This window comes from Streptomyces marokkonensis (genome assembly GCF_008312835.1).
Taxonomy (GTDB): Bacteria; Actinomycetota; Actinomycetes; order Streptomycetales; family Streptomycetaceae; genus Streptomyces; species Streptomyces marokkonensis_A.
In genome coordinates this window covers 83,342-105,397 of sequence record NZ_VSKS01000006.1, presented here as the reverse complement: position 1 = coordinate 105,397, position 22,056 = coordinate 83,342, and the positions used below count along the sequence as shown (strand labels likewise).

Genomic DNA, 22,056 nt, shown 5'->3' with positions numbered 1-22,056 from the left:
GCTGTACCGCAGACGCCGAGGGGGAGGGGTGGACACGATGGGGGACGCCTGGGAGCGGGGCCGCCGGGTGCTCGCGGGAGCGGGCCTGCCGCCCGACGCACTGGCCCGCGTGCGGACGCTCACCGGGGGCACGTACAACACCGTCGAGGAACTCCTCCTCACCGACGGCAGCCGCTACGTGCTGAAGATCCCGCCCGCGCCCGCCGCCCCGGGCCTCCGGTACGAGAGGCGCCTGCTCGTCGCCGAGGCCGCGTTCTGCGCCGGAGCCGCCGAGGCCGGCGTGCCCGCGCCGCACGCCGTGTCCGTCGGCGAGGACGCCTTGCCGCCGCACCTGCTGATGACCGCCTGCCCGGGTTCGCCCTGGACGGAAGTGGCGCCGGCCGGTGCGGAACGGGCGGAACTGCGCCGTGAACTCGGCCGCCAGGTGGCCCGGCTGCACCGGGTGACCGGGCCGGGCCACGGCTATCCGTCCGGCGCCCTCGGACCGCTCGCCCCCGACTGGCCCACCGCGTTCACCGCGATGACCGACGCCGTGCTCGCCGACGCCCGTGACCACGGCGCCCCGCTGCCCCGCCCGGCCGACGAGGTGGCGGCGGTGATCCGCGGCGCGGCCGCAGCGCTGGACGAGGTCACCGTGCCGGTGCTCGTCCACTTCGATCTGTGGCCGGGCAACATCCTGGTGGAGCGCCCGGCGGCGGGACAGGCCCGGATCGGCGGCCTCATCGACGGGGAGCGCATGTTCTGGGGCGACCCGCTCGCCGACTTCGTCTCCCTGGCGCTGCTCGGCGACATCCGGGAGGACGAGGCGTTCCTCGCCGGTTACCGGGAGGCCGGGGGACACGTCGCGTTCGACGCGGCGGCCCGCGTGCGCCTCGCCCTCTACCGCGCGTACCTCTATCTGATCATGATCACGGAGACGATTCCGCGGGCGGCCGGGGAGGACCACGTGCGCTGGGTGATGGACACGGTCGCCCCCGAACTGACGGCCGCGCTGGGCGACATCGAGGAGCTCTGTTAGTTCACCACATTAAATAAGGGGGCGGGAAAGTCGCGCCGAGTCGCTCCCCGGCGGTATGTTGCAGGTCGGGCAGGGTCTCGGAAGGAGCCACATGGCGGGGCGGAACGGGCGCACGGTACGCGACCTCAGGCGGGCCAACCGCTCGGCCGTGCTGCAACGGCTGTACTTCGACGGCCCGCTGAGCCGCTTCGAGCTCGGCCCCGCGACGGGCCTCAGCTCCGGATCCGTGAGCAACGTCGTCGCCGACCTGGTCGCCGACGGCCTAGTGGAGGAAGCCGGCAGCGTCGACTCCGACGGCGGCCGTCCGCGCACCCTGCTGCGGGTCGCACCGGCCAGCGGCCACATGATCGGCGTCGACGTGGGGGAGACCCGGGTCCGCGTCGAACTGTTCGACCTGACCCTCACCGAGCTCGCCCGCGCGGAGCGCCCGCTGGAGCAGCAGCGCTACGACGTCGAGGTCATCGTCGACCACATCCGCTCCGGCATCGACGAGGTGCTCGCCGCCACCGGCCTCGCTCCCGAACGGCTCCTCGGCGTGGGCACGGGCGTCCCCGGCATCGTCGAGCGCACCCCCGACCGGGGTGCCGTCGTGCACGGGCAGACCATCGGCTGGGACGCGATCCCCCTCGAGTCCCTGCTCCGCTCCGGCTCCCCGCTGCCCGGGACCGTGCCGTACCTCATCGACAACGGCGCCAAGACCCTCGGCCAGGCCGAGATGTGGTTCGGCGCCGGACGCGGCGCCCGCAACGCCCTCGTGGTCCTCTTCGGCTCCGGTGTCGGCGCCTGCCTGGTCACCCCCGAGGCGGAACACGGCCGGGCGGTGGAGTGGGGGCATCTGACCGTACGGGTCCGGGGCCGCCGCTGCCGCTGCGGTGCGCTGGGCTGTCTGGAGGCGTACGCGGGCGCCGAGTCGCTGCTCGCCCGGTGGCACGAGGAGGGCGGCCGGGTGCCGCAGGGCACGGACGAGGAGACGGCACTGACGGCCATGCTCGCCGCCGCCTACCCGGCCGACGGCACCGCGCCCGACCCGGTCGCGCTCGCCGTGCTGGAGGAGACCGCCGAGTATCTGGGCGCGGGCCTGTCGGACCTGATCAACCTCTTCCAGCCGGAGCGCATCCTGATGGGCGGCTGGGCCGGCCTCCAGCTCGGCTCCCGCTTCCTTCCGGCCGTGCGCAAGCACGCCTTGTCGTACGCGCTGCGCCACCCGGCCGAGAAGGTGACGATCGAACTGGGCCGTCTCGGCCCCGACGCGGTCACGGTCGGCGCCGCGATCCTGCCGCTCGCCGACTTCTTCGCCCGCGGCGGCCGCCGCCCCGACCCTGACCCCGAATCCCCGCCGCCCGCCTGGCGCACCGCGCTCCGCGACCGCGCCCCGCGCTGACCCGCCCGCCGGGTCAGGCGGAGGGCTCGTCGGGGACGGGTTGTTCCGGGTTGCCGGACGCCGAGTGCGGGGCGCCCTGCCGGCCCGTGCCGGCCTCGTCCGGGTCCGGGACGTCGGACTCCGACCCACCGGACTGAGGACCCTCCGCTTCGTCGGCCTTCTTCTCGCTCTCCCGTTCCGCGGCGGCGGGCGCCACCTCCCAGGGGTCCTCACCGGGGCCGGCCTGCTGGTCGGGCAGGTCGCGGGGGACACCGGCGCCGTTCTCACCGGGTCCTTCGAGGCGATGGTCGGTCACAAGCCCTCTCCCTTCATCCGTGCGCGAGCCCTCGCGGGTACCTCCGCGCGGGCCCGCGAAACCCGGGGTCACCCCACCTTGCGGCCCCGCATCGGTTCCGTCTCCTCCCCCGCGCCCTGCTGCATGCCCAGCAGGAACTCCTCCAGCACCTGCGTGGCGGTGCGCACCGGCCGCCAGCCGAGTTCCACGCGCGCCCGCGTGCAGTCCATCAGGGGCAGCCGCAGCACGGCGTCGAACAGATGCGGCGAGGCCGGCAGCAGCCGCAGACCCCAGGCGGCGGCGACCGCCGAGCGGGCCGCGGTGCGCGGCAGCCGTACCCGGCGGGTCCCCAGCATCTCCCCGAGCAGGTCCGCGTCGACCGGCGGCTCGGCGGCGAGGTTGAAGGCGCCCCGGGCCTCGGCGGAGAGCACGGCCAGCCGGTAGGCGTGGGCCGCGTCGTCGGTGTGCAGCGCCTGCACCCGCAGTCCCGGGACGTCCGGGAGGAAGGGCAGCAGCTCGGGCCGCACCAGCGGCCCCGGCAGCAAGCGCCCGCCGAAGATGCGGCGCTGCTCGCTCCCCGACTCCCGCTTGAAGAGGAACGCGGGCCGCATCCGTACCACCCGTGTGTCCGGGTGATCCCGCTCGAACGTGTCCAGGGCCCGCTCCAGGTACGCCTTCTCCCGGCAGTACGCGGCGTCAGGCCAGCCGTGCGTCGGCCACGACTCGTCCACCGCGTGGTCCTTCGGCCCCGGCGAGTACGCCCCGACCGACGAGGCGTGCACCAGCGCGGGCACCCCCGCCTCGGCCGCCGCGTCGAACACCCGCATGCTGCCGAGCACATTGGTGCGCCAGGTGGTCGCCGGATCGTGCGTGGGCTGGAACGCCCAGGCGAGATGGACCACCGCGTCGGCGCCGGCGAACTCCTCGGCCAGGTCGAACCGGTCCGAGGCCACGTCCACCGCCGACCACTCGGTCTTCGGCGGCGACCACGCGGGGATCCGCCGGGCCAGGCCCCGTACGGACCCGACTTCCGGCTCCTGAGAGAGGACCCGCACCAGGCTGGTCCCGACGTTGCCGGTGGCGCCCGTGACGACGACCCTCATGCCCGTTGCACTGCTCACCTTCGGCTCCTCTTCGCCGTACGCTCCGCGGAGCGGCCGAGTACCCCTCAGGGCAAGGCGTGCACGCGTCAGGGAAGGCCGTGCACGCGCGTGAGGCGGACCGGCGGCTCGGGCCGCGCGGGGACGGGTGCAAGGAAAAGCCCCGACCGCGACGGGGGAATCACGGTCGGGGCGGACAGAGGGCGGGCGGGGACGGCGGTCGCCTCTCGGCGAAAGGCTCCACAGGGCTTCAGCCGAACGATCGTCCCTGTGGGCGAAAGGTGAGGCCCGGGGACACTGTCCCGTCCACACCCGCGATCGGTTCAACGGCCAACCACCCCCGGGTGTTCCGCGTCCGGCCGCCCACGGCCGTGAGGTGCGTCACCGGGCCGGCTTCCCCCCGTCGAGATCGGCCCAGAGATTCTCCGCCTGGAGGACCAGCGCACCGAGGACGGCCGTCGGAGCCGGGCCCTGCCCCGCCTGCTCCCGCAGCCCTTCCTGCAGCCTCTCGTGCAGCTCCCGCATCGCCGACTCCGTCCGCTCGTCCAGGAGGGTGTTCGCCTGCGCGCCGCCGCCCACGAGCCGGTCGGCCTCCGCCCGGCACCTGTCACCGATCAGCTCCAGCAACCGCGCGTATCGGCGCAGCACCGCGGCGTCCGGCGCGGCGGGCGTCCGCCGCTCGTCCGCGGCCACCGCCAGCGTGCGGGTCAGCGCCGTGACGTGCCCGGTGACGCGGCCGAACCGCTCGTCCTCCTCCTCCGGCGGCAGGGCCTCGGCCGGCACCCGGTGCAGGGCGCGCAGGGGCCCCGAGGTCAGCCGCAGGCTCTCCCTGCTCCAGCCGCGCGCCGAGCGCAGCGCCTCCAGACGGTCCTGGAGCCGCGCGGAGGCCCCGACCCAGCCGACGGCCGTCTCCCCGTCCCACTCTCCGTCGTGCAGGTCCCGGGCCACGGTGTGCAGCACGTCACCCGTCTCCCGGGCGAGGGCGGCCAGGTTCTCCCGTACGTCCCGCAGATGGATCGGGGGCAGGACGAGCGCGTTGACGGCGACGCCGACGACCGCGCCGAGCGCGGCCTGCCCCAGGCGGTGTCCCACGGCGGCCGCGCTCACCGTTCCCGTGGCGATGGTGAACACCGCCGTGGTGGCGGCGTAGATGCCCTGGTCGCCGAAGCGCGGCCAGTTCGACAGCAGCATCAGCACCGGCAGGGACAGGGCGAGGGCACCCGTGGTGTCGTCGGTGACCGCCTGCGCCCCCGACGCCACCAGGGCCCCCACGCAGATCGCGGCGAACTGCCGTGTCCCCTGGAGCAGCGAGCTGTACACGGTGGCCTGCACCAGGACGAGCGCCACCCACGGCGCCATCAGGGCCATGGGGTCGCCGAGCCAGACCTGCGCCAGCAGCCACGCCAGAACGGCCGCCGCGGCGGCCTTCAACGACTGGATGAGCAGATCCCGCTCCCGGCCGGGCCCCCGCCACGCGGCCCGCGCCGCCCGCCCCACGGACCGCGCGTCCCACCGCACGGCGTTGCGTACCCGCGCCACCGGGGCCGTCTGCCCGGCGGCGTCACCCTGCCCTGTCCGTTCCCGCACGTGTGCCATGCCCCGCGGGTATCCCGCAGGACCGGGACCTCATGCCAGCGGGCTGTCCGGCAGCGCCGCCAGGAGGCCGGCCGGGTCGTCGTAGACCGCGTCCGCGCCCGCCTCCACCAGGTCGGTGCGCGGGATGCCACCGCACAGCACCCCCACGCAGCGCACCCCCGCGCGGCTGCCCGCCCGCATGTCCCACACCGTGTCACCGACGAAAACGGCCCGCTCGGCCGGCACTCCGGCCAGTTCGAGGGCGTGCTCGACGGGCTCGGCCGCGGGCTTGCCCTCCGCGACGTCGTCGGCGCTCGCCGTGGCGGCGATCGCCTCGTCGGCGTCGAGCGCCCGGCGCAGCGCGCTCAGTTCTCCACCGCCCGCCGAGGTCGCCAGCACCACGGTCCAGCCGTCCCGGTGCAGCCGCTTCAGCAGCCGGCCGGCGTCCGGCAGCGCAGGCAGCCGGTCGAAGTACTGTCCGTACAGCGCCTTGTGCGCGGCACTCAGCTCCTCATCACGGCCGGTGTCGCGGTCCTCGCCCAGCAGATGCGCGACCAGAGCGGAGGAGGGCAGGCCCACCGCCCGGTGGACGGCGTGCATCGGCACCCGGTGACCCGCCTGCCGGAAGGCCTCCCACCAGGCCGTCACGTGCAGATGGTTGGTGTCGACCAGAGTGCCGTCGACATCGAACACGGCCGCCCGTTCCATGTGCGGTCCCTTCCTTCCTCGCGGGCCGGTACGGGTACCACCTCAGCCGCCCGCCACTCCGGAGGGCACCTTCCGCTCCCGGGTCCACGCCAGCAGCTCGTCCAGGCACCAGGTGGTGACCACCCGCCCGGGCGGCACCCCGCACTCCTGCGCCCTGGTGCACCCGAGGATCTGCCAGTCCAGCTGGCCCGGCGCGTGCGCGTCGGTGTCGACCGAGAAGAGCACACCCGCCGCCACCGCCCGGCGCAGCAGCCGGCGCGGCGGGTCGAGCCGCTCGGGCCTGCTGTTGATCTCCAGGGCGGTGCCGGTCTCCGCGCACGCCGCGAACACCTCGTCCGCGTCGAACCGCGACTCCGGCCGGCCGCGCCCGGTCAGCAGTCGCCCGGTGCAGTGCCCGAGGACGTCGGAGCGCGGGTCGCGCACCGCGGCCACCATGCGGCGGGTCATCGACCGGGCGTCCATCCGCAGCTTGGAGTGCACGGACACCACCACGACGTCCAGCCGCTCGAGGAGCTCCGGCTCCTGGTCGAGCGAGCCGTCCTCGAGGATGTCGCACTCGATGCCGGTCAGCAGCCGGAACGGCGCCCAGGTGTCGTTCAGCTCCGCGATCACGTCCAGTTGCGCGCGCAGCCGGTCGGCCGACAGCCCGCGCGCCACGGTCAGCCGCGGCGAGTGGTCGGTGAGGGCGGCCCACTCGTGCCCGAGCCCCGCGGCGGTGCGGCCCATCTCCTCGATCGGGCTGCCGCCGTCCGACCAGTCGGAGTGCAGATGGCAGTCCCCGCGCAGCAGCGCGCGCAGCTCCCGCCCCTCCCGGTCGGCGGGCTCCCCGGCGGCCTCGTCCTCCAGCCTGCGCAGATAGCCGGGGACGTCCCCGGCCAGCGCCTCCCGCGCCACCTGAGCGGTCTTCGGCCCGACCCCCTTGAGCCCCTCGAGCGTTCCCGCCGCCGCCCGCTCGCGCACCCCGTCCGCGCCGAGCTCCGACAGCGTCCGCGCCGCGGTGCGGAAGGCACGGACGCGGTACGTCGGTGCCAGGGACCGCTCCAGCAGAAAGGCGATCCTGTCCAACGCCTCGACGGGGTCCATCGCCACCTCCTCGCTCCAGGGTTCCCCAGGGCGCGTACGGCCGCACGGCGGAAGCAGGGGTTGGTTCCGTGCAGGCGGGGGTACTGCGATGCGGCGCACCCCCTCTGTCGACCAGGAGGCCTCCATGTCACTCCCCACCGCCCCGAGCACCGGGGCCGCCGTGATCACCGGCGCCGACTCCGGCATCGGCCGGGCCACCGCCGTACGCCTGGCCGCCGCGGGCATGGACGTGGGCATCACCTGGCACAGTGACCGCGAGGGCGCGGAGGAGACCGCCGAGGAGGTCCGGGCGCACGGGCGGCGGGCCGAGGTCGCGCCCATGGACCTCACCCGGCTGCCCGGGGCGGCGGACGCCGTCGACGAACTGTGCGGCCGGCTGGGCCGCGTCGACGTGCTGGTCAACAACGCCGGTACCGGCACGATGACGCCCTTCCTCGACCTGGACCTGTCCACGGTGCGCGAAGTGCTCGACGTGGATCTGGTCGGCCCGTTCCTGTGCGGGCAGAAGGCGGCGCGGCACATGATCCGGCAGGGCGACGGGGGCCGCATCGTCAACGTGACGTCCGTGCACGAGCACCAGCCCCGGGTGGGGGCCGCGCCGTACTGCGCCGCCAAGGGCGGTCTCGGGCTGCTCACCCAGGTGATGGCGCTGGAACTCGCCGAGCACGGCATCACCGTCAACGCGGTCGCTCCGGGCGAGATCGCCACTCCCATGACCGGTCAGGAGGACATCGACCCGCACACCGAGAGCCGTCCGGGCATCCCTCTCGGACGGCCGGGAGACGCGCGTGAGGTCGCCGCGGTCATCGCCTTCCTCGCCGGACCCGACGCCTCGTACGTCACCGGTGCCTCCTGGAGCGTGGACGGCGGAATGCTCCGTATGGGTCCGCAGGCCGGGTCGCACCTGACGGGCGACGACTGGCGCAGGCCCTGAACGACTCAGCGCCCGGACGCCGCGTTCGCACCGTTTGCGCTCTACCCTCGAGGCATGACCGAAAGCGCGAGCCCGTACATGTCGCACCCGCGGATCATGGTGCTCGGGGTACAGCCCGGGACTCCGCCGTTCCGCATCGTGGAGATCGACGGACAGGTGGTCGGCGAGGCGAAGTCCGTCACCGACGTGCTGCACGCCGCCGCCGCGTTCGGGATCACGGTCCACGACCTGGACGACCCGGACGTGGTCCGCTGGGTGGGCGGGGACAAGTTCACCTGGACCCTGCGCCAGGCCCCCCGCGCCCGCCAGAAGCAGGAGGAGCGGCCCTAGTCCGGCGCTCCCCCGTCTCCCGCGTTCCCCCGAGTGGCCAGGTGGTCGGGGGTTTCCCGGCTGCCCCTCGGACGGGCGACGGGAAACCCGTCGACCCCGGTGGTCCCGCGGGCCACAGGGACGTGCCGGGACGCCGGCTGCGGACGATGCTCACCGGGCACCGCGAGAGCGTGTTCTCGGTGGCGTTCGCCCCGGACGGGCGGACCGTGGCGTCGGCGGGCTCCGACGGCACCGTCCGCCCGTGAGCTCAGGCCTTCGCCTTCCGTGCGTGCACGGCCCGGCTGAGACGCCGGCCGATGAGCAGATAGCCGATCAGCGCCCCGCTGGTGTTCAGGATGACGTCGTCGATGTCGAAGGCGCGTCCGGTCACCAGGGCGCCCTGGGCGGACTCCACCAGCAGCATCACGACGGCCGTCAGCACCAGCACCCGAAGGAACCCGCGGGTGCGTGGCGCGACGACCGGCGCGAGCACGCCGAACGGCACGCCGAGCAGGATGTTGCCGCCGATCTGCCGCACGGCGTCGCGCAGCGCGGGCTGGTCGAGATAGGCCTGCAGGGAGCGCCCCGGACGCAGGTTCGTGTGGGTCAGTGCCTCCGAGGCGGGGGACGGCTGCAGGGTGAGCCGGGCCAGGACCACCGCGAAGACGACCATGAAGACGATGGCGCACAGCAGCACCAGCAGCCGCAGGGGCAGGGGGAGCGGACGTGGGGCGGCGCGGTCCATCGGGATGTCCTCCAGTCGTCAACTTCCGTGTGGGATACAGCGCTTACCCGTGGAGAGAGGGGTCAGTCACCGTAGGTGACCCGCACTTCCTTGAACCCCAGCGAGCGCAGCAGGCCTTCGAGCATCTCGGTGGTGTTGGACTCGGCCCGCGCGGTGAGACCGCTCTCCTTCGCCGCGTCGCCGATGTGCCGCACCGCGAGCTTCTGCACGGCCTGTTCGCTGTTGGGGTTGTCGGAGAAGAGGTCGCCCAGCCGGTCGAGCAGCCCGCGTTGCTTGGAGACGGCGTAGGAGCGCTCCGGATCCAGCGCCGGGGTGCCCAGGCGCGCGTGGGGCAGCCGCAGCGTGGCGGACGTGCGGTCGTCGTCGACCCGTACGTCGCCCTTGTCCAGCGCGCCGAGGTCGACATAGGCGTCCACGGTGCCGGCGCCCACGTACAGCGTCCGGCTGCCGCGGACCGCGTCGGGCAGGAACTTCGCGTCCTTCTCCAGGTCCACCACCACCTGGAAGTTGCCCGAGGCGGCCTCGTAGCGGCTGATGTCCTGGATGGACTCCAGGAGTGCGGGTCCGGAGCGGTCCCGGGTCTCCGTACCGAACAGGTCCTTCAGCCCGGGCAGCACGCTCAGCCGGAGCCCGGCGAACAGCACGGCCAGCAGCAGCACCACCGAGCCGACCACCTTCACCCACCCGGGTACGCGGCCGGTCGGTCCCTTCGCGGGAGTCGTCATGGCGACGGCCCTCCTTCCTTCCGTGCGAATGCCCCCCAGTTCCAAGAGCAGACAGGGAAGTTGACGAATGGAGGACCGCATCGGAAGCACTTCGGGGCGCACGGCGGGCGTCCGGTCACCGGGCCGCCGGCGGCAGCGGGCCGCTCAGACCGTGCCGGGGGCGGACTCGGGCTGTTCGAGGGCCGCGTCCAGGGTCGGCCACGGGGGCAGCAGCCGGGACAGGCCGGTGACGCGGAGCATCCGCAGCGTCAGGGCGTGGGTGCAGACGAGACGCAGGCTGCCGGGCCCGTCCGTGGTCCGGTGCCGGGCCCGGTACAGCAGGCGCAGCCCGGAGCAGTCGAAGAACTCGACACGGGTCAGGTCGATCACGACCCGCGCGTCCGGTTCGGCGGTCGCCATGTCCAGATGCGGGACGATCTCCGCGGCCGCGGCGATGTCGATCTCACCGCGGAACTCCAGCACCGTGTGTCCCCGGTCCTGGCGGACGCGCAGATGCCGGGTGAGCGGTGCAGGTTCGTACCGCACGACGCCATCGCCTCCAGCCTGCTCCGTGCAACGGGGAGAGGAGCGGTCCCAACACCGTTCCCCGCCCTGCAAGTTACCTTCGATCGAATGAATTTGAGCATGTTCGATTGACATATGTCTTCGAATTGCGACCGAGTTCTTTCGGGTGTCCTCGGCGCCCCTTCGGCGCCGCGGGACCGACTGAAACCGGCGAGCGGGGACAGGTGTCACCTACAGGGCGGGGCGGAGATGCCCCGCGCCGGACCCCGCGGAGGAGACATGACACTGGTGACGACGGGTGTGGTGGTGCTGGACTGTGCCGAGCCCGAGAAACTCGCCGAGTTCTACAAGGAGTTGCTGGCCGCCGAGGAGGCCGACGCCAACGCCAACCGGGTGGAGATCCGGGCCGCCGACGGCTTCCGCCTGGCCCTGCGCCGCGATGTCAACGCCACCGCGCCCAGCTGGCCCCGGCCGGAGAACTCACTCCAGGCGCACCTGGAGTTCGTGGTGGACGACCTCGACGAGGTGGAACGCCGGATCGTGAGCCTCGGGGGCCGCCCGCTCGACACGGGCGACCCCGCGGGGCCCGCCGAGGAGCGCGGTTACGCCGACCCGGCGGGCCATTCCTTCACCGTCCGCCGGGGCACCCCGACGGCGCCCAAACAGGGCTGACCGGCTGTCAGTCGCGGCCGCCCTTGTCCGGGACCGGCCAGGTGCCCGTGGAGCGTTCGATCGCCTTGGCGCCCGCACGGTCCACGGCACTGCGCACCACCGCGAAGATGGCGCCCTGGATGGCCGCGGCCAGCAGGATCTCGCCCCAGCCGCGGTCCCGGTCCAAAGCGTCCGGTGCGTTGTCCTCGTGCCGGACGATCTTCCAGGTCTTCTGGAAGGCCATCCCCGCCACGGTGCCGCTCGTCCAGCCCAGCGCGAAACCGATGGGCTTGTACGCGAGGGGCAGCTTCTTGCTCTTCTTCGCCACGTGGATCTCCTAGGTCGGCTCTGTCGTTTCGTCGGTCGATGGTTCGTGGGGCCGGGCGGCCGGGGACGTCAGGGGCGGCCCCGTGCCGGGACCTGTTCGCCGTCCCGCACCGGCCCCGGCGGGGTGCCGTCCCCGAACGGCCTGCCGCCCAGCTCCTCGCGGTGATGCGGCGCCGTCCAGCCGGACAGGTCGGGGCCGAGCGGCACGATCCCGGACGGGTTGATGCCGGTGTGCACCTGGTAGTAGTGCCGTTTGATGTGGTCGAAGTCCACGGTGTCGCCGAAGCCGGGCGTCTGGTACAGGTCACGGACGTACGCCCACAGCACCCGGTTCTCAGCCAGTTTCCACCGGTTGCACTTGAAGTGGCCGTGGTACACCGCGTCGAACCGCACCAGAGTGGTGAACAGCCGGATGTCCGCCTCGGTGATGGTGTCACCGACCAGGTACCGCTGCCCCGCCAGCCGCCCGGCCAGCAGCTCGAGGCGCCGGAACAGGGCCGTGCACGCCTCCTCGTACTCCTTCTGCCCGGTCGCGAAGCCCGCCCGGTAGACGCCGTTGTTGACGTCCCGGAAGACGTCGTCCATCACCGCGTCGATCTCGTCGCGCAGCGCCTTCGGGTAGAGGTCGGGCGCCCCCTCGCGGTGCAGTGCGGTCCACTCGGTGGCGAGATCGAGGGTGATCTGCTGGTAGTCGTTGGTGACCAGCTTCCCGTCGGCCGTGTCCACGATCGCCGGCACGCTCACCCCGCCGGGGTAGTCCGTCTCGCGCCGGTCGTACGCCTCGCTCAGGTACCGGATGCCGAGGACCGGGTCGCGGCCGTCCGGATCCAGGGTGAAGCGCCAGCTCCGGTCGTCCTGGACGGGGTCCGTCACGGCCAGGGACAGCGCGACCTCCAGGCCGAGCAGCCGCCGGGACACCAGGGCCCGGCTCGCCCACGGGCAGGCCCGGCTCACCACGAGCCGGTAGCGCCCGGCCGCCACCGGCCGGCCGTCCCTGCCGTCCGCGGTGATCCGGTCCGCGAAATGGGCCTTCGACCTCTTGAACGCCTTCCTGCCGTACGCACTGTTGCCGCCGCCCCCGTCGTCGCGGCCCATGATGTCCTCCTTGTCGCCGTCGGGACGTCCCTGACCGCGTTCCCCGTTTTCCGCCGACGGCACGGTATGGCCTGGGCCGACCGGGGCAATCGGCCGAGGGTGACTACTCGATCGGATCGCAGAACCCGGATCACCGTGCTGGTGGCGCTCGCAGCCAATCTGGTGATCGCCGCCGCCAAGGCGATCGGAGGGCTCGCCGCAACGTCGCCGGCGCTGCTGTCGGAAGCGGCGCACTCGGTCGCCGACAGCCTGAACGAGGTGTTCCTGCTGGCCGCGCTGCGGCGCAGCCGGCGCCCGGCCGACCGCCGTCACCCGTTCGGCTACGGCAAGGAGCGCTTCTTCTGGTCGCTGCTCGCGGCCGTCGGAATCTTCGTCATGGGCGGCTGCTTCTCCTTCTACCAGGGCGTCGAGGCGCTCAGGAACGAGAGCGAGGAGCATCTGAGCGGCTATGTCGCCGGACTGGTCGTGCTCGGTGTCGCCCTGCTCGCCGAAGGCGGCTCGCTGCTGCGGGCCCTGTACCAGGTGCGCAGGCAGGGCGGCGGACTGAACGACCCCGCGCTGCGCACGGTGATCGCCGAGGACGGCACCGCGGTGGTCGGCGTCACCCTGGCCATGGCCGGCATGGCGCTGCACATGATCACCGGGCAGGTGGTGTGGGAGGCGTCCGCGTCGCTCGCCATCGGGGTGCTGCTGGTCTACGTCGCCTACCGGCTCGGGCGCGACGCCCGTGACCAGCTGATCGGCGAGGCCGCCGACCCGGAGGCGAGCGGGCGCATCAGGGAACTGCTGCGGGCACAGCCCGAGATCGACAGCGTGGAGGCTCTCCTCACCATGAAGACCGGCCTGGACACCATGCTGGTGGCCGCCCGCGTCGATCTGATGCCGGGACTGGACAGCGAGCAGGTGGAGGAGGTCGCCGTGCGCATCAAGCGGTCCATCGCCCACACGTTCCCCGAGGCGGACCAGATCTTCCTCGACGTCACCGAGCGGGGCTCCCCGGAGGCGCGGGAGGCATGGGAGAGCCCCGCCGCGACGGGGGAACGCGGCGGGGCCTGAGGCACGACTGCCCGGCGGCCGGCGCTTCATGCGCACCGGGACGGAGAGACCCGTCCCGGCCCGCCGGACCCGCACCCGTCAGTCCCGCTCGTGCCGTTCCAGCACGAAGACGGGGATCTCACGGTCCGTCTTCTTCTGGTAGTCGGCGTACGGCGGATAGGCCGCGACGGCGCGCTTCCACCAGTCGGCCTTCTCCTCCCCGGTGACCTCACGGGCCGTCATGTCCCACTTCTGAGGCCCGTCCTGGACCTCGACATGCGGATCGGCCTTGAGGTTGTGGTACCAGACCGGGTGCCTGGGCGCGCCGCCCAGCGAGGCCACGGCCGCGTAGCGCCCCTCGTGCTCGACCCGCATCACCGGTGTCTTGCGCAGTTTGCCGCTCTTCGCGCCCCGGCTGGTCAGCAGGATGACGGGCATCCCCGTGTTCTGCAGCGTCGTCCCGCGCGTGCCGCCGGAGCTCTCGTACAGCTCCACCTGTTCGCGCACCCACTTCGTCGGGCTGGGTTCGTACTCGCCTTGGAGAGGCATGGCATCCGTCCCATCGTTCTGTCGTACTGCGGCCGAGTCGATCATCCGGACGACACCGCCGCACGCGGAGTTCAGCCGAACCGGGCCCGGGCGTCAGCCGGCGGCCACCGCCATCCGCAGCGCGAGCGCCGTCATCACCGCGCTCGCCACCAGTGCGGTCGCCAGACGGCCCCGGCGGCCGGTCAGGGCCCGGCCGCCGCCCCCGGCCAGCAGCACCTGCCGGCTCGCTGAGGCCGCGAAGGCCGCCGCCACGAACACGGCCCGCTCCGGGAACCCGGCCGCGTCCCCGCTCCGGGAGCCGGGCACGAGCGCCGCGAAGTAGATCACGGTCGTGGGGTTGAGCAGGGTGATGCCCAGCAGCGCCGGACAGGCCCGGGCGGGGCCGGCGGCGCGGCCCCGGTGCGGGTGGCGAGCCGGTGGCCCCGGTACTGCCGCACGGCGGTGGCCGCCGCCCCAGGCCGCCGGCGCCGGCAGCACCAGCACACAGACCCGGCGCAGCGGTCCGAGCGCCGGCCGCAGGACCGCCGCGAGGGCAGAGCCGCCCAGCGTGGCGGCGAGGGCGTACACCCGTCGGCCGTGGCGATGCCCAGGGCCGCGCAGACCCCGGTGCGCGGGGAGGTACGGGCGGTGAGGGAGACGAGGTACGCGCCGACGGCACCCACTTGGGACGGCGATTCCGTAGCCGGCGAGCAGCCCCGCGAGAAGCGCCGCCGTCACGGGCGCGGCGGTGTCGGCCCCTCCCACGGGCCGGACTGCCGCTGTCGGCCCGCGGCACGTGCGGTGGCGGGCGGCGGCAGCGGGAGTGAACGGGAGCTCATGGCAGGGTTCTGGAGTTCCTCCCCGGGGAGGGGCAATCGGTCTTCCCGGCGGTGACTAGGGTTTCCGGATGACCGAGAAGCCCTTCCTCTACGTCGTGGTCTGCGCCGCGGGTGTCGCCGCGGACGTCAGCAAGCTGATCACCTGCGCGCAGGAGCGGGACTGGGAGGTCGGGGTCGTCGCGACACCGGCCGCCATGAACGGCTTCTTCGACGCCGCCGCCGTCGAGGCACAGACCGGCCGCCCCATCAGGTCCGCCTGGCGCACCCCGGGCGAGCCGCGTCCCTTCCCCGCCCCGGACGCCGTGGTGGTCGCGCCCGCCACCTTCAACACCGTCAACAAGTGGGCCGCCGGTATCGCGGACACGCTCGCCCTCGGCACCCTGTGCGAGGCCGCCGGTCTCGGCGTACCGATCGCCGTCCTGCCGTGCGTGGCCGGCGCGCTGGCCGCCCACCCCGCCTACCGGGACAGTCTCACCCGGCTGCGCGGCATGGGCGTGCGCTTCGGTGATCCGTACGCGGGAGAAGCCGAACCGGTCGGCGGCCGGCCGGAGTTCGGCTGGGAGCGGGCGCTGGACCTGTTGCGGCGGGACTGAGGCGCCCGCTTGGGGCGCGCGGCGGGCAACCACCGCTGACCCCGCGGGTCAGGGCCCGCTGCCGGGCCGCAGCACCGTGAGGAACACCGAGGAGGAGGTGCCGGACACCGGGACCGCGCCGGCCCGCCACGGCACCCGCAACGCATCCCGTTCGTCCGGTGGAGTGACGAGGAGGGCCGCCGGGGTCGCCGCGCGTGCGCCGCTGACCCCGGGGCTCGCGTACCGCAGCCCCGACCAGGCGCTGCCGCCGGGCGCCAGCGTCACGGTCGCCGCGTCGCCGGGGGCGCGCTTCGGGTCGCGGCCCAGCTGCTCGCCGGCGGCGTCCACGAAGGCGGCGCCCGGATACCCGTGGAGGGTGCAGGTACGCGAGGAGACGTTCGTCAGCACGATGGGGAGGTTGCGCTGTCCCGCGCCCGGGTCCATGCGGCCGACGGCGGCGCTCAGCCCGGCGGTGCGGCACCGGGGAGCGGGACGACCGGTGTGCCCGGTCTCCGTCCGGGTCCCGGGGCCGGGTGAAGCGGCGGACTCGCTCGGAACCGCGCTCCGCGGGGAGTCCGCGGACGTCGGGACGGCGGACGCCGAGGACCGGTCGGAAGCTGCCGGAGGACCGCCCCCGGTCCCGCAGGAGACCGGCGCGGCGAGCACGACGAGCGCACCCGCCGTCCACGCGGCCACGCGCCGCGACCTGTCCGCCATGGGCCACCCGCCTCACGTCCCGGTCTCACATCTCGTCCACCAGGGCCAGTTCCGACCAGATGGTCTTGCCCTCGGCCGTGTGCCTGCTGCCCCAGCGCTGGGTGAGCTGGGCGACCAGCAGCAGGCCGCGCCCGCCCTCGTCCCAGGTCTTGGCCCGGCGCAGGTGCGGGGCGGTGTGGCTGGTGTCCGACACCTCGCAGATCAGCGTCGAGGCGTCGTGGATCAGCCGCAGCCGGATGGGCGGGGCGCCGTACCGGATGGCGTTGGTGACCAGCTCGCTCACCACGAGTTCCGCGGTGAACGAGGCCTCGGTCAGCGCCCAGGTGCCCAGCTGGTCGACGACCTGCTTGCGGATCGGGGCCACCAGCGCCGGGTCGGCGGGAATGTCCCAGGTGGCGACCTGCGCGGCCGGCAGCCCATGGGTACGGGCCAGCAGCAGGGCCACGTCGTCGGTCGCGCCGCCCGGTGAGAGCACGGTCTGCAGAACGCGGTCGCAGGTCTCGTCGAGCGGGCCGGCGGCATGGGACAGCGCCTCGCGCAGCAGCGCGTGCCCGACCTCGGAGTCCCGACCGCGGGACTCCACCAGCCCGTCGGTGTAGAACGCCAGCACCGCTTCGTCGGGCAGCTCCAGCTCCGCCGACTCGAACGGAAGCCCGCCCATGCCCAGCGGCGGGCCCGACGGCAGGTCCAGGTGCCGGGCCGCACCGCCCGGCGGGATCACGACCGGCGCGGGATGCCCCGCCCGGGCCAGGGTGCAGCGCCGCGACACCGGGTCGTACACCGCGTACAGGCAGGTCGCGCCGACCTCCCCGTGACCGGGGTCGCCGCCCGACTCCTGCGACAGGTGGTGGACCAGGTCGTCGAGGTGGGTGAGGAGTTCGTCGGGCGCCAGGTCGATGTCGGCGAGGGTGCGTACCGCGGTGCGCAGCCGGCCCATGGTCGCGGACGCCTGGATGCCGTGCCCCACCACGTCCCCGACCACCATGGCCACCCGCATCCCGGACAGCGGGATGACGTCGAACCAGTCGCCGCCCACACCGGAGCGCGCGGCCGGCAGATAACGGGTCGCCGCCTCCACGGCGGCCGTGCGCGGCAGGGTGCGGGGGAGCAGGCTGCGCTGGAGGGCGAGGGTGGTCTCGCGCTCGCGGGAGTAGCGGCGGGCGTTGTCGATGCAGACGGCGGCGCGCGCGGTGACCTCCTCGGCCAGCAGCACGTCGTCGTGGGTGAACGCCTCGGGGTGGCGGAAGCGTGAGAAGGCGGCGACGCCGAGCGTGGTGCCACGGGCCTGGAGCGGGACGGACAGGATCGCGTGCACGCCGTGCTCGAGGATCTGCCGGGTCCGCGCGTCGTCCACGGCGAGCCACGGGTCGAGTTCGCCGGAGGACACCGAGGCCATGATGCTGTGGCCCGCGATCAGTGAGTCGGCATGGGGTGCGGCGGCCGGGTAGACGACGACCTCGCCCAGTGCGGCGGACGCCTCGGGGTTGCCCGGTGTGCGGGACTGGTGGGCGACCCGGCGCAGCGAGACCGGCGCGGTCAGCGGGTGGACGGGCTCACCTCCGGGCTCGTCGGGCTCCAGCAGGTCCACGCTGACGAAGTCGGCCAGCGCGGGGACGCAGACCTCCGCCAGCTCCTGCGCCGTCCGGGTGACGTCGAGGGTGGTGCCGATGCGCATGCTGGCCTCGTTCACCAGTTGCAGCCGCTCCCGCGCCCGGTACTGCTCGGTGAAGTCGTGGACCGTCACGCACACGCCCCGCACCCGGCGGGTCCGGTCGGTGAGCGGTGCGAGCCGGGCCAGCCAGGCGTGCGCACGGCTCTCGCCGGTGGCCTTCATGTACGTCTGCATCTCGTACGGCCGGCCGGTGCGCAGCACCTGGCGCAGGTGCCGCTCGAGTTCGGCGTGCTGCGGCCGGCTGCCGACGTCGGTGGGCCTGAGCCCGCGCAGATGGGCGGCCGGCAGCCCGAGGAGGTAGGCCATGGCGTCGTTGACCCCGTGCAGCCGCAGCGCCTCGTCGAAGACCATCGCCGCGCAGGGCGACTGGAAGACGGCCGCCCTGACCAGCGGATCGTCGGGCAGTTCTTGGTCCGAGGTCTCCATCGGGGTGACGGCGAGCCACTCACCGGGGCCGTTGCCGGAGGGCTGTCTGTGATGGGCGAGCATCCACACGGTGACCGTCTCGCCGTCGCGGCGCCGCAGTACCAGGGTGCCGCTCCAGCGGGTGGCCGGAAGCCGGGGCGGGACCGCCGAGTCGGCCAGCAGGTCGGCGGCCGGGCGGCCGACGACCTCCTCGGCCGGGTAGCCCAGCAGCCGGCGCGCGCCCTCGCTCCACCGCGCGAGCGTGCCGTCGGCGGCGATGACGGCCCGGGCCGTCACGGCATCGTCGAACGGGTCGTCCGGCCTCATCGTCGCCACTCCATCGCGCACACTCACCGTGAACCGGTGCCTCGCCAGGGTCCCAGCCTAGTGTGTCGGAGCCCGCCGCGAACGCGAAGGCTCCGCCCTGCCGTGGACCGGGCAAACCGTCGCCAGTCCTGTCCCCACCGTTGACGGACCGTCACACCTGCCACAACCATGGTCCGCGTACGGAGATGGGAGCGCTCCCATCTGCCCGCACCTCCCCAGAGGAGCCCATACGTGAACAGACGCCGCACCGCTCTGCTGTCCCTGACAGGCCTGCTGGCGACCGCCCTCACCGCGCTGCCCGCCGCCCCGGCCGGCGCCGACGAGGTCGAGCAGGTCCGCAACGGAACCTTCGACAACGGCACCGACCCCTGGTGGGCCTCCGCCGACGTCACCGCGGGCCCGTCCGAGGGACGCCTGTGCGCCGACGTCCCCGGCGGCACCACCAACCGCTGGGACGCGGCCGTCGGCCAGAACGACATCACCCTGGTCAAGGGGGAGTCGTACCGCTTCTCGTTCAGCGCGACCGGCTCGCCCGCGGGCCACGTCGTGCGCGCGGTCGTCGGCCTGCAGGTGGCGCCGTACGACACCTACTACGAGGTGTCCCCGCAGCTCAGCGTCTCGGGCGACACCTACTCGTACACCTTCACCTCGCCCGTCGACACCGCACAGGGACAGGTCGGCTTCCAGCTCGGCGGCAGCGCGGACCCCTGGCGGTTCTGCGTGGACGACGTGTCCCTGCTGGGCGGGGTCGCCCCCGAGCCGTACGAACCCGACACCGGCCCCCGCGTCCGGGTCAACCAGGTCGCCTACCTGCCCGCGGGCCCCAAGAACGCCACCCTGGTCACCGACGCCACCGGGCGGCTGCCCTGGCAGCTGAAGGACGACCGGGGCCGTGTGGTGCGGCGGGGCTGGACCGTGCCGCGCGGTACCGACGGCTCCTCCGGCCAGAACGTCCACTCCGTCGACTTCGGCGCCCACCGGGTGCGCGGGACCGGCTACACCCTGGTCGTGGACGGTGAGACCAGCCGGCCCTTCGACATCGACGCGAGCGCGTACGAGCGGCTGCGGCTCGACTCGGCGAAGTACTACTACACCCAGCGCAGCGGCACCGCGATCCGCGACGACCTGCGCCCCGGCTACGGCCGTCCGGCCGGACACGTGGACGTGGCCCCCAACCAGGGCGACGGCGCGGTGCCCTGTCAGCCGGGCGTGTGCGACTACACCCTCGACGTCACCGGCGGCTGGTACGACGCCGGCGACCACGGCAAGTACGTCGTCAACGGCGGCATCAGCACCTGGGAGGTGCTCAGCACCTACGAACGCGCCCGGCACGCCCGCACCGGTGAGGCGGACAAGCTCGGCGACGGGACGCTGAACATCCCGGAGAGCGGCAACAAGGTTCCGGACATCCTCGACGAGGCCCGCTGGGAACTGGAGTTCCTGCTGAAGATGCAGGTCCCCGACGGTGAACCGCTGGCCGGCATGGCGCACCACAAGATCCACGACGAGCAGTGGACCGGGCTGCCCCTGCTGCCCAGTGACGACCCGCAGAAGCGGGAACTGCACCCGCCGACCACCGCCGCCACCCTGAACCTCGCGGCCACGGCCGCCCAGGCGGCACGGCTGTACCGCCCCTACGACAAGGAGTTCGCGGCGACGGCCCTGGCGGCCGCGCGCAAGGCCTGGACGGCGGCCCTCGCCCACCCGGCCCTCCTCGCCGACCCCGACGACGGCACCGGCGGCGGCGCCTACCCGGACGACACCGTGTCCGACGAGTTCTACTGGGCGGCCGCCGAGCTCTACATCACCACGGGGGAGCGGCAGTTCGAGGAGTACGTGCTGAGCTCGCCGGTGCACACCGCCGACATCTTCGGCCCGCTCGGCTTCGACTGGTCGCGCACCGCCGCGGCGGGCCGGCTGGACCTCGCGACCGTGCCGAACCGGCTGCCCGGCCGTGACAAGGTCCGCCGCTCCGTCGTCAAGGGCGCCGACGGCTACCTGGCCACGCTGAAGGCCCACCCGTACGGCATGCCGTACGCACCGGCCGGCCACGTCTACGACTGGGGCTCCAGCCACCAGGTCCTCAACAACGCGGTGGTCCTCGCCACCGCCTACGACCTCACCGGCGCCTCGAAGTACCGGGACGGCGCGCTGCAGAGCATGGACTACATCCTGGGGCGCAACGCCCTGAACATCTCGTACGTCACCGGCTACGGAGAGGTCAACGCGCACAACCAGCACAGCCGCTGGTACGCCCGCCAGCTCGATGCGAACCTGCCGAACCCGCCCGCCGGCACGCTCTCCGGCGGACCCAACTCCAGCATCCAGGACCCCTTCGCGCAGTCGAAACTCCAGGGCTGCGTCGGTCAGTTCTGCTTCATCGACGACATCCAGTCCTGGTCGACCAACGAGCACACCATCAACTGGAACGCCGCGCTCACCCGGATGGCCTCCTTCGTGGCCGATCAGGGCTGAGGCCCCTCCCCGCGGGCCGGCGGCCACCCGGTCGCCGGCCCGCGCCCACCCGTACCGCCTGTGACCCGCGTCTCGGCGGGACGGTGGTGCCCGCGTCCCTCCAGGTACCCCGTCGTGCACGGCTTGAGCTGGGCATATTTACGAGTCAGTACCCGCGCGGTACCGTGAACTCATGCCAGCTCTCAACGTGGAGTTCAGCGACCGCGAGCTCGAGGACCTGCGGCAGATCGCCAAGGAGCGCGGTACGTCCATGAAGGCGCTCGTGCGGGAGGCCGCCGCGGCGGACATAGCCCGCCACCGCGCCCTGCAGGAGGGCGCGGAGGCCTTCCGCCGGTTCTTCGCCTCCCACAAGGACGAGTTCGCCGCCGCCTTCCCGGACGACGAACCTCCCGCCAAGGGCGCGGGGCGGGCCGCCTGACCCATGGCACCCGTGCTGCACATCGACGTGCCCTGGCTGCTCCAGCGGCACGAGGAGGTCCTTCCGGACCAGCCCACTGTCAACGACTTCTCCGCCCTCGTCGCGGCCGTCGCACGGCACCGCGTCGACCCGCCCCGGCTGGGCGTGAACTCCGACGCGGCCTGGCGGGCGGCCGCCCTGCTGCACACCCTGGCCGTCCTCCGGCCGCTGCCCTCGGCCAACGCACGCTTCGCCTGCGCCACGGCCGTGGCCTACATGTTCGTCAGCGGGGCCGGGATCGACCCGCCCTACGGCGCCCTGGTCGATCTCGCGCGCGATCTCATCTCCGGCGAGGCCGATGTCTACGCCGCGGCCGACCGGCTGCGCTCCTGGCAGATCTGAGCCCGCGCCGAGCGGCACGAGGAAGGCGGAGCCCTCTCGGGGCCGCCGGCCGAGGGCGGGAGGATCGGGGCCGGCGGCCGTGCGCGCAGGAGAGCCGCCGTCCCTGCGCGTGACCTCCGAGAAGGGTCGTGACCAGTTGACTGCGCTCCGGCGTGCGCCGGGAGCGTGCGCGGGGCGTCGGCGCGAGCGCCGGGTTCACACGGGGTGCGGACCGTGCCGGGCGGACACCTGGGCGGGGGAGGGGGCGGGCGCCGGGCG

Annotated in this window: 24 protein-coding genes and 1 pseudogene; 11 read left to right on the top strand and 14 right to left on the bottom strand. The window is 73.6% G+C overall.

What is annotated here, in order from left to right; all coding sequences use genetic code 11:
• Positions 1-37 precede the first annotated feature (37 nt).
• Together F1615_RS12760 and F1615_RS12755 are read left to right on the top strand one after the other, a co-directional pair.
• Entirely contained in the window at positions 38-1,018 is a 981-nt protein-coding gene (locus tag F1615_RS12760) for a phosphotransferase family protein (RefSeq protein WP_149549255.1), read from the top strand.
• Positions 1,019-1,109: 91 nt separating this feature from the next.
• The gene (locus F1615_RS12755) at positions 1,110-2,399 is read left to right on the top strand and encodes an ROK family transcriptional regulator (RefSeq protein WP_149549058.1); all 1,290 of its coding nucleotides are present in this window, start codon (positions 1,110-1,112) and stop codon (positions 2,397-2,399) included.
• Between the two features lie 13 nt (positions 2,400-2,412).
• Here F1615_RS12755 and F1615_RS12750 read toward each other — a convergent pair whose 3' ends face one another.
• From F1615_RS12750 to F1615_RS12730, 5 genes are all read right to left on the bottom strand, one after another.
• Positions 2,413-2,694: a hypothetical protein gene (locus F1615_RS12750; protein ID WP_149549057.1), complete on the bottom strand. Its 282-nt coding sequence runs from the start codon at positions 2,692-2,694 to the stop codon at positions 2,413-2,415.
• A 68-nt stretch (positions 2,695-2,762) separates the two neighbouring features.
• Positions 2,763-3,794, bottom strand: a complete 1,032-nt coding sequence (locus F1615_RS12745) for an SDR family oxidoreductase (RefSeq protein ID WP_149549056.1) — start codon at positions 3,792-3,794, stop codon at positions 2,763-2,765.
• A 360-nt stretch (positions 3,795-4,154) separates the two neighbouring features.
• On the bottom strand, positions 4,155-5,369 hold the full coding sequence (locus F1615_RS12740) for an aromatic acid exporter family protein (protein ID WP_149549055.1): 1,215 nt from the start codon (positions 5,367-5,369) through the stop codon (positions 4,155-4,157).
• Between the two features lie 30 nt (positions 5,370-5,399).
• On the bottom strand, positions 5,400-6,056 hold the full coding sequence (locus tag F1615_RS12735) for an HAD family hydrolase (RefSeq protein ID WP_149549054.1): 657 nt from the start codon (positions 6,054-6,056) through the stop codon (positions 5,400-5,402).
• Positions 6,057-6,098: 42 nt separating this feature from the next.
• Positions 6,099-7,139, bottom strand: a complete 1,041-nt coding sequence (locus F1615_RS12730) for a PHP domain-containing protein (RefSeq protein ID WP_149549053.1) — start codon at positions 7,137-7,139, stop codon at positions 6,099-6,101.
• A gap of 124 nt (positions 7,140-7,263) precedes the next feature.
• Between F1615_RS12730 and F1615_RS12725 the strand changes: the two genes are divergently transcribed.
• From F1615_RS12725 to F1615_RS12715, 3 genes are all read left to right on the top strand, one after another.
• Positions 7,264-8,073 carry an SDR family oxidoreductase gene (locus F1615_RS12725; protein ID WP_149549052.1) on the top strand — a complete coding sequence of 270 codons (810 nt, stop codon included), beginning with the start codon at positions 7,264-7,266 and terminating at the stop codon, positions 8,071-8,073.
• Between the two features lie 54 nt (positions 8,074-8,127).
• Positions 8,128-8,403: a hypothetical protein gene (locus F1615_RS12720; RefSeq protein WP_149549051.1), complete on the top strand. Its 276-nt coding sequence runs from the start codon at positions 8,128-8,130 to the stop codon at positions 8,401-8,403.
• A gap of 122 nt (positions 8,404-8,525) precedes the next feature.
• A complete protein-coding gene (locus tag F1615_RS12715) occupies positions 8,526-8,648 on the top strand; it encodes a WD40 repeat domain-containing protein (protein ID WP_341873435.1) in 123 nt (40 codons plus the stop codon).
• Positions 8,649-8,650: 2 nt separating this feature from the next.
• Here F1615_RS12715 and F1615_RS12710 read toward each other — a convergent pair whose 3' ends face one another.
• From F1615_RS12710 to F1615_RS12700, 3 genes are all read right to left on the bottom strand, one after another.
• Positions 8,651-9,127, bottom strand: a complete 477-nt coding sequence (locus F1615_RS12710) for a VanZ family protein (RefSeq protein WP_149549050.1) — start codon at positions 9,125-9,127, stop codon at positions 8,651-8,653.
• A 62-nt stretch (positions 9,128-9,189) separates the two neighbouring features.
• Entirely contained in the window at positions 9,190-9,852 is a 663-nt protein-coding gene (locus F1615_RS12705; RefSeq protein ID WP_149549049.1) for a DUF4230 domain-containing protein, read from the bottom strand.
• A 144-nt stretch (positions 9,853-9,996) separates the two neighbouring features.
• Positions 9,997-10,377 carry an anti-sigma factor antagonist gene (locus F1615_RS12700; protein ID WP_244328707.1) on the bottom strand — a complete coding sequence of 127 codons (381 nt, stop codon included), beginning with the start codon at positions 10,375-10,377 and terminating at the stop codon, positions 9,997-9,999.
• Positions 10,378-10,635: 258 nt separating this feature from the next.
• On the opposite strand from F1615_RS12700, the gene F1615_RS12695 reads away from it, so the two are divergent.
• Positions 10,636-11,028: a VOC family protein gene (locus F1615_RS12695; RefSeq protein ID WP_037928232.1), complete on the top strand. Its 393-nt coding sequence runs from the start codon at positions 10,636-10,638 to the stop codon at positions 11,026-11,028.
• A 7-nt stretch (positions 11,029-11,035) separates the two neighbouring features.
• On the opposite strand, the gene F1615_RS12690 is transcribed toward F1615_RS12695, so the two are convergent.
• The gene (locus tag F1615_RS12690; RefSeq protein WP_149549047.1) at positions 11,036-11,335 is read right to left on the bottom strand and encodes a DUF4235 domain-containing protein; all 300 of its coding nucleotides are present in this window, start codon (positions 11,333-11,335) and stop codon (positions 11,036-11,038) included.
• A gap of 68 nt (positions 11,336-11,403) precedes the next feature.
• Positions 11,404-12,429: a glutathione S-transferase family protein gene (locus tag F1615_RS12685; RefSeq protein WP_149549046.1), complete on the bottom strand. Its 1,026-nt coding sequence runs from the start codon at positions 12,427-12,429 to the stop codon at positions 11,404-11,406.
• Positions 12,430-12,495: 66 nt separating this feature from the next.
• Between F1615_RS12685 and F1615_RS12680 the strand changes: the two genes are divergently transcribed.
• A complete protein-coding gene (locus F1615_RS12680) occupies positions 12,496-13,485 on the top strand; it encodes a cation diffusion facilitator family transporter (RefSeq protein ID WP_149549045.1) in 990 nt (329 codons plus the stop codon).
• Between the two features lie 78 nt (positions 13,486-13,563).
• Here F1615_RS12680 and F1615_RS12675 read toward each other — a convergent pair whose 3' ends face one another.
• Positions 13,564-14,013, bottom strand: a complete 450-nt coding sequence (locus tag F1615_RS12675; protein WP_149549044.1) for a nitroreductase family deazaflavin-dependent oxidoreductase — start codon at positions 14,011-14,013, stop codon at positions 13,564-13,566.
• A 93-nt stretch (positions 14,014-14,106) separates the two neighbouring features.
• Positions 14,107-14,730 (bottom strand): annotated as a pseudogene (locus F1615_RS12670) (LysE family transporter).
• Positions 14,731-14,899: 169 nt separating this feature from the next.
• Between F1615_RS12670 and F1615_RS12665 the strand changes: the two are divergent.
• Positions 14,900-15,424 carry a flavoprotein gene (locus F1615_RS12665; protein WP_149549043.1) on the top strand — a complete coding sequence of 175 codons (525 nt, stop codon included), beginning with the start codon at positions 14,900-14,902 and terminating at the stop codon, positions 15,422-15,424.
• A 48-nt stretch (positions 15,425-15,472) separates the two neighbouring features.
• Here the strand turns inward: F1615_RS12665 and F1615_RS12660 are convergent, their stop codons facing one another.
• Both F1615_RS12660 and F1615_RS12655 read right to left on the bottom strand, forming a co-directional pair.
• Positions 15,473-16,120 carry a DUF4232 domain-containing protein gene (locus F1615_RS12660; RefSeq protein ID WP_149549042.1) on the bottom strand — a complete coding sequence of 216 codons (648 nt, stop codon included), beginning with the start codon at positions 16,118-16,120 and terminating at the stop codon, positions 15,473-15,475.
• Positions 16,121-16,145: 25 nt separating this feature from the next.
• Positions 16,146-18,524, bottom strand: a complete 2,379-nt coding sequence (locus F1615_RS12655; RefSeq protein ID WP_149549041.1) for a SpoIIE family protein phosphatase — start codon at positions 18,522-18,524, stop codon at positions 16,146-16,148.
• Positions 18,525-18,755: 231 nt separating this feature from the next.
• Between F1615_RS12655 and F1615_RS12650 the strand changes: the two genes are divergently transcribed.
• From F1615_RS12650 to F1615_RS12640, 3 genes are all read left to right on the top strand, one after another.
• Positions 18,756-20,999 carry a glycoside hydrolase family 9 protein gene (locus tag F1615_RS12650; protein WP_149549040.1) on the top strand — a complete coding sequence of 748 codons (2,244 nt, stop codon included), beginning with the start codon at positions 18,756-18,758 and terminating at the stop codon, positions 20,997-20,999.
• 172 nt (positions 21,000-21,171) lie between these two features.
• Positions 21,172-21,417, top strand: a complete 246-nt coding sequence (locus tag F1615_RS12645) for a hypothetical protein (protein WP_149549039.1) — start codon at positions 21,172-21,174, stop codon at positions 21,415-21,417.
• Between the two features lie 3 nt (positions 21,418-21,420).
• Positions 21,421-21,798, top strand: a complete 378-nt coding sequence (locus F1615_RS12640) for a toxin Doc (RefSeq protein WP_149549038.1) — start codon at positions 21,421-21,423, stop codon at positions 21,796-21,798.
• The last annotated feature ends 258 nt before the right edge of the window (positions 21,799-22,056 follow it).

Bases quoted from the DNA above. Each gene is read 5' to 3' on its own strand.
- F1615_RS12760 (WP_149549255.1), top strand. From the start codon at position 38: ATGGGGGACGCCTGGGAGCGGGGCCGCCGGGTGCTCGCGGGAGCGGGC.
- F1615_RS12755 (WP_149549058.1), top strand. From the start codon at position 1,110: ATGGCGGGGCGGAACGGGCGCACGGTACGCGACCTCAGGCGGGCCAAC.
- F1615_RS12740 (WP_149549055.1), bottom strand. From the start codon at position 5,369: ATGGCACACGTGCGGGAACGGACAGGGCAGGGTGACGCCGCCGGGCAG.
- F1615_RS12735 (WP_149549054.1), bottom strand. From the start codon at position 6,056: ATGGAACGGGCGGCCGTGTTCGATGTCGACGGCACTCTGGTCGACACC.
- F1615_RS12730 (WP_149549053.1), bottom strand. From the start codon at position 7,139: ATGGACCCCGTCGAGGCGTTGGACAGGATCGCCTTTCTGCTGGAGCGG.
- F1615_RS12725 (WP_149549052.1), top strand. From the start codon at position 7,264: ATGTCACTCCCCACCGCCCCGAGCACCGGGGCCGCCGTGATCACCGGC.
- F1615_RS12720 (WP_149549051.1), top strand. From the start codon at position 8,128: ATGACCGAAAGCGCGAGCCCGTACATGTCGCACCCGCGGATCATGGTG.
- F1615_RS12710 (WP_149549050.1), bottom strand. From the start codon at position 9,127: ATGGACCGCGCCGCCCCACGTCCGCTCCCCCTGCCCCTGCGGCTGCTG.
- F1615_RS12705 (WP_149549049.1), bottom strand. From the start codon at position 9,852: ATGACGACTCCCGCGAAGGGACCGACCGGCCGCGTACCCGGGTGGGTG.
- F1615_RS12695 (WP_037928232.1), top strand. From the start codon at position 10,636: ATGACACTGGTGACGACGGGTGTGGTGGTGCTGGACTGTGCCGAGCCC.
- F1615_RS12685 (WP_149549046.1), bottom strand. From the start codon at position 12,429: ATGGGCCGCGACGACGGGGGCGGCGGCAACAGTGCGTACGGCAGGAAG.
- F1615_RS12680 (WP_149549045.1), top strand. From the start codon at position 12,496: ATGGCCTGGGCCGACCGGGGCAATCGGCCGAGGGTGACTACTCGATCG.
- F1615_RS12675 (WP_149549044.1), bottom strand. From the start codon at position 14,013: ATGCCTCTCCAAGGCGAGTACGAACCCAGCCCGACGAAGTGGGTGCGC.
- F1615_RS12665 (WP_149549043.1), top strand. From the start codon at position 14,900: ATGACCGAGAAGCCCTTCCTCTACGTCGTGGTCTGCGCCGCGGGTGTC.
- F1615_RS12660 (WP_149549042.1), bottom strand. From the start codon at position 16,120: ATGGCGGACAGGTCGCGGCGCGTGGCCGCGTGGACGGCGGGTGCGCTC.
- F1615_RS12655 (WP_149549041.1), bottom strand. From the start codon at position 18,524: ATGAGGCCGGACGACCCGTTCGACGATGCCGTGACGGCCCGGGCCGTC.
- F1615_RS12645 (WP_149549039.1), top strand. From the start codon at position 21,172: ATGCCAGCTCTCAACGTGGAGTTCAGCGACCGCGAGCTCGAGGACCTG.
- F1615_RS12640 (WP_149549038.1), top strand. From the start codon at position 21,421: ATGGCACCCGTGCTGCACATCGACGTGCCCTGGCTGCTCCAGCGGCAC.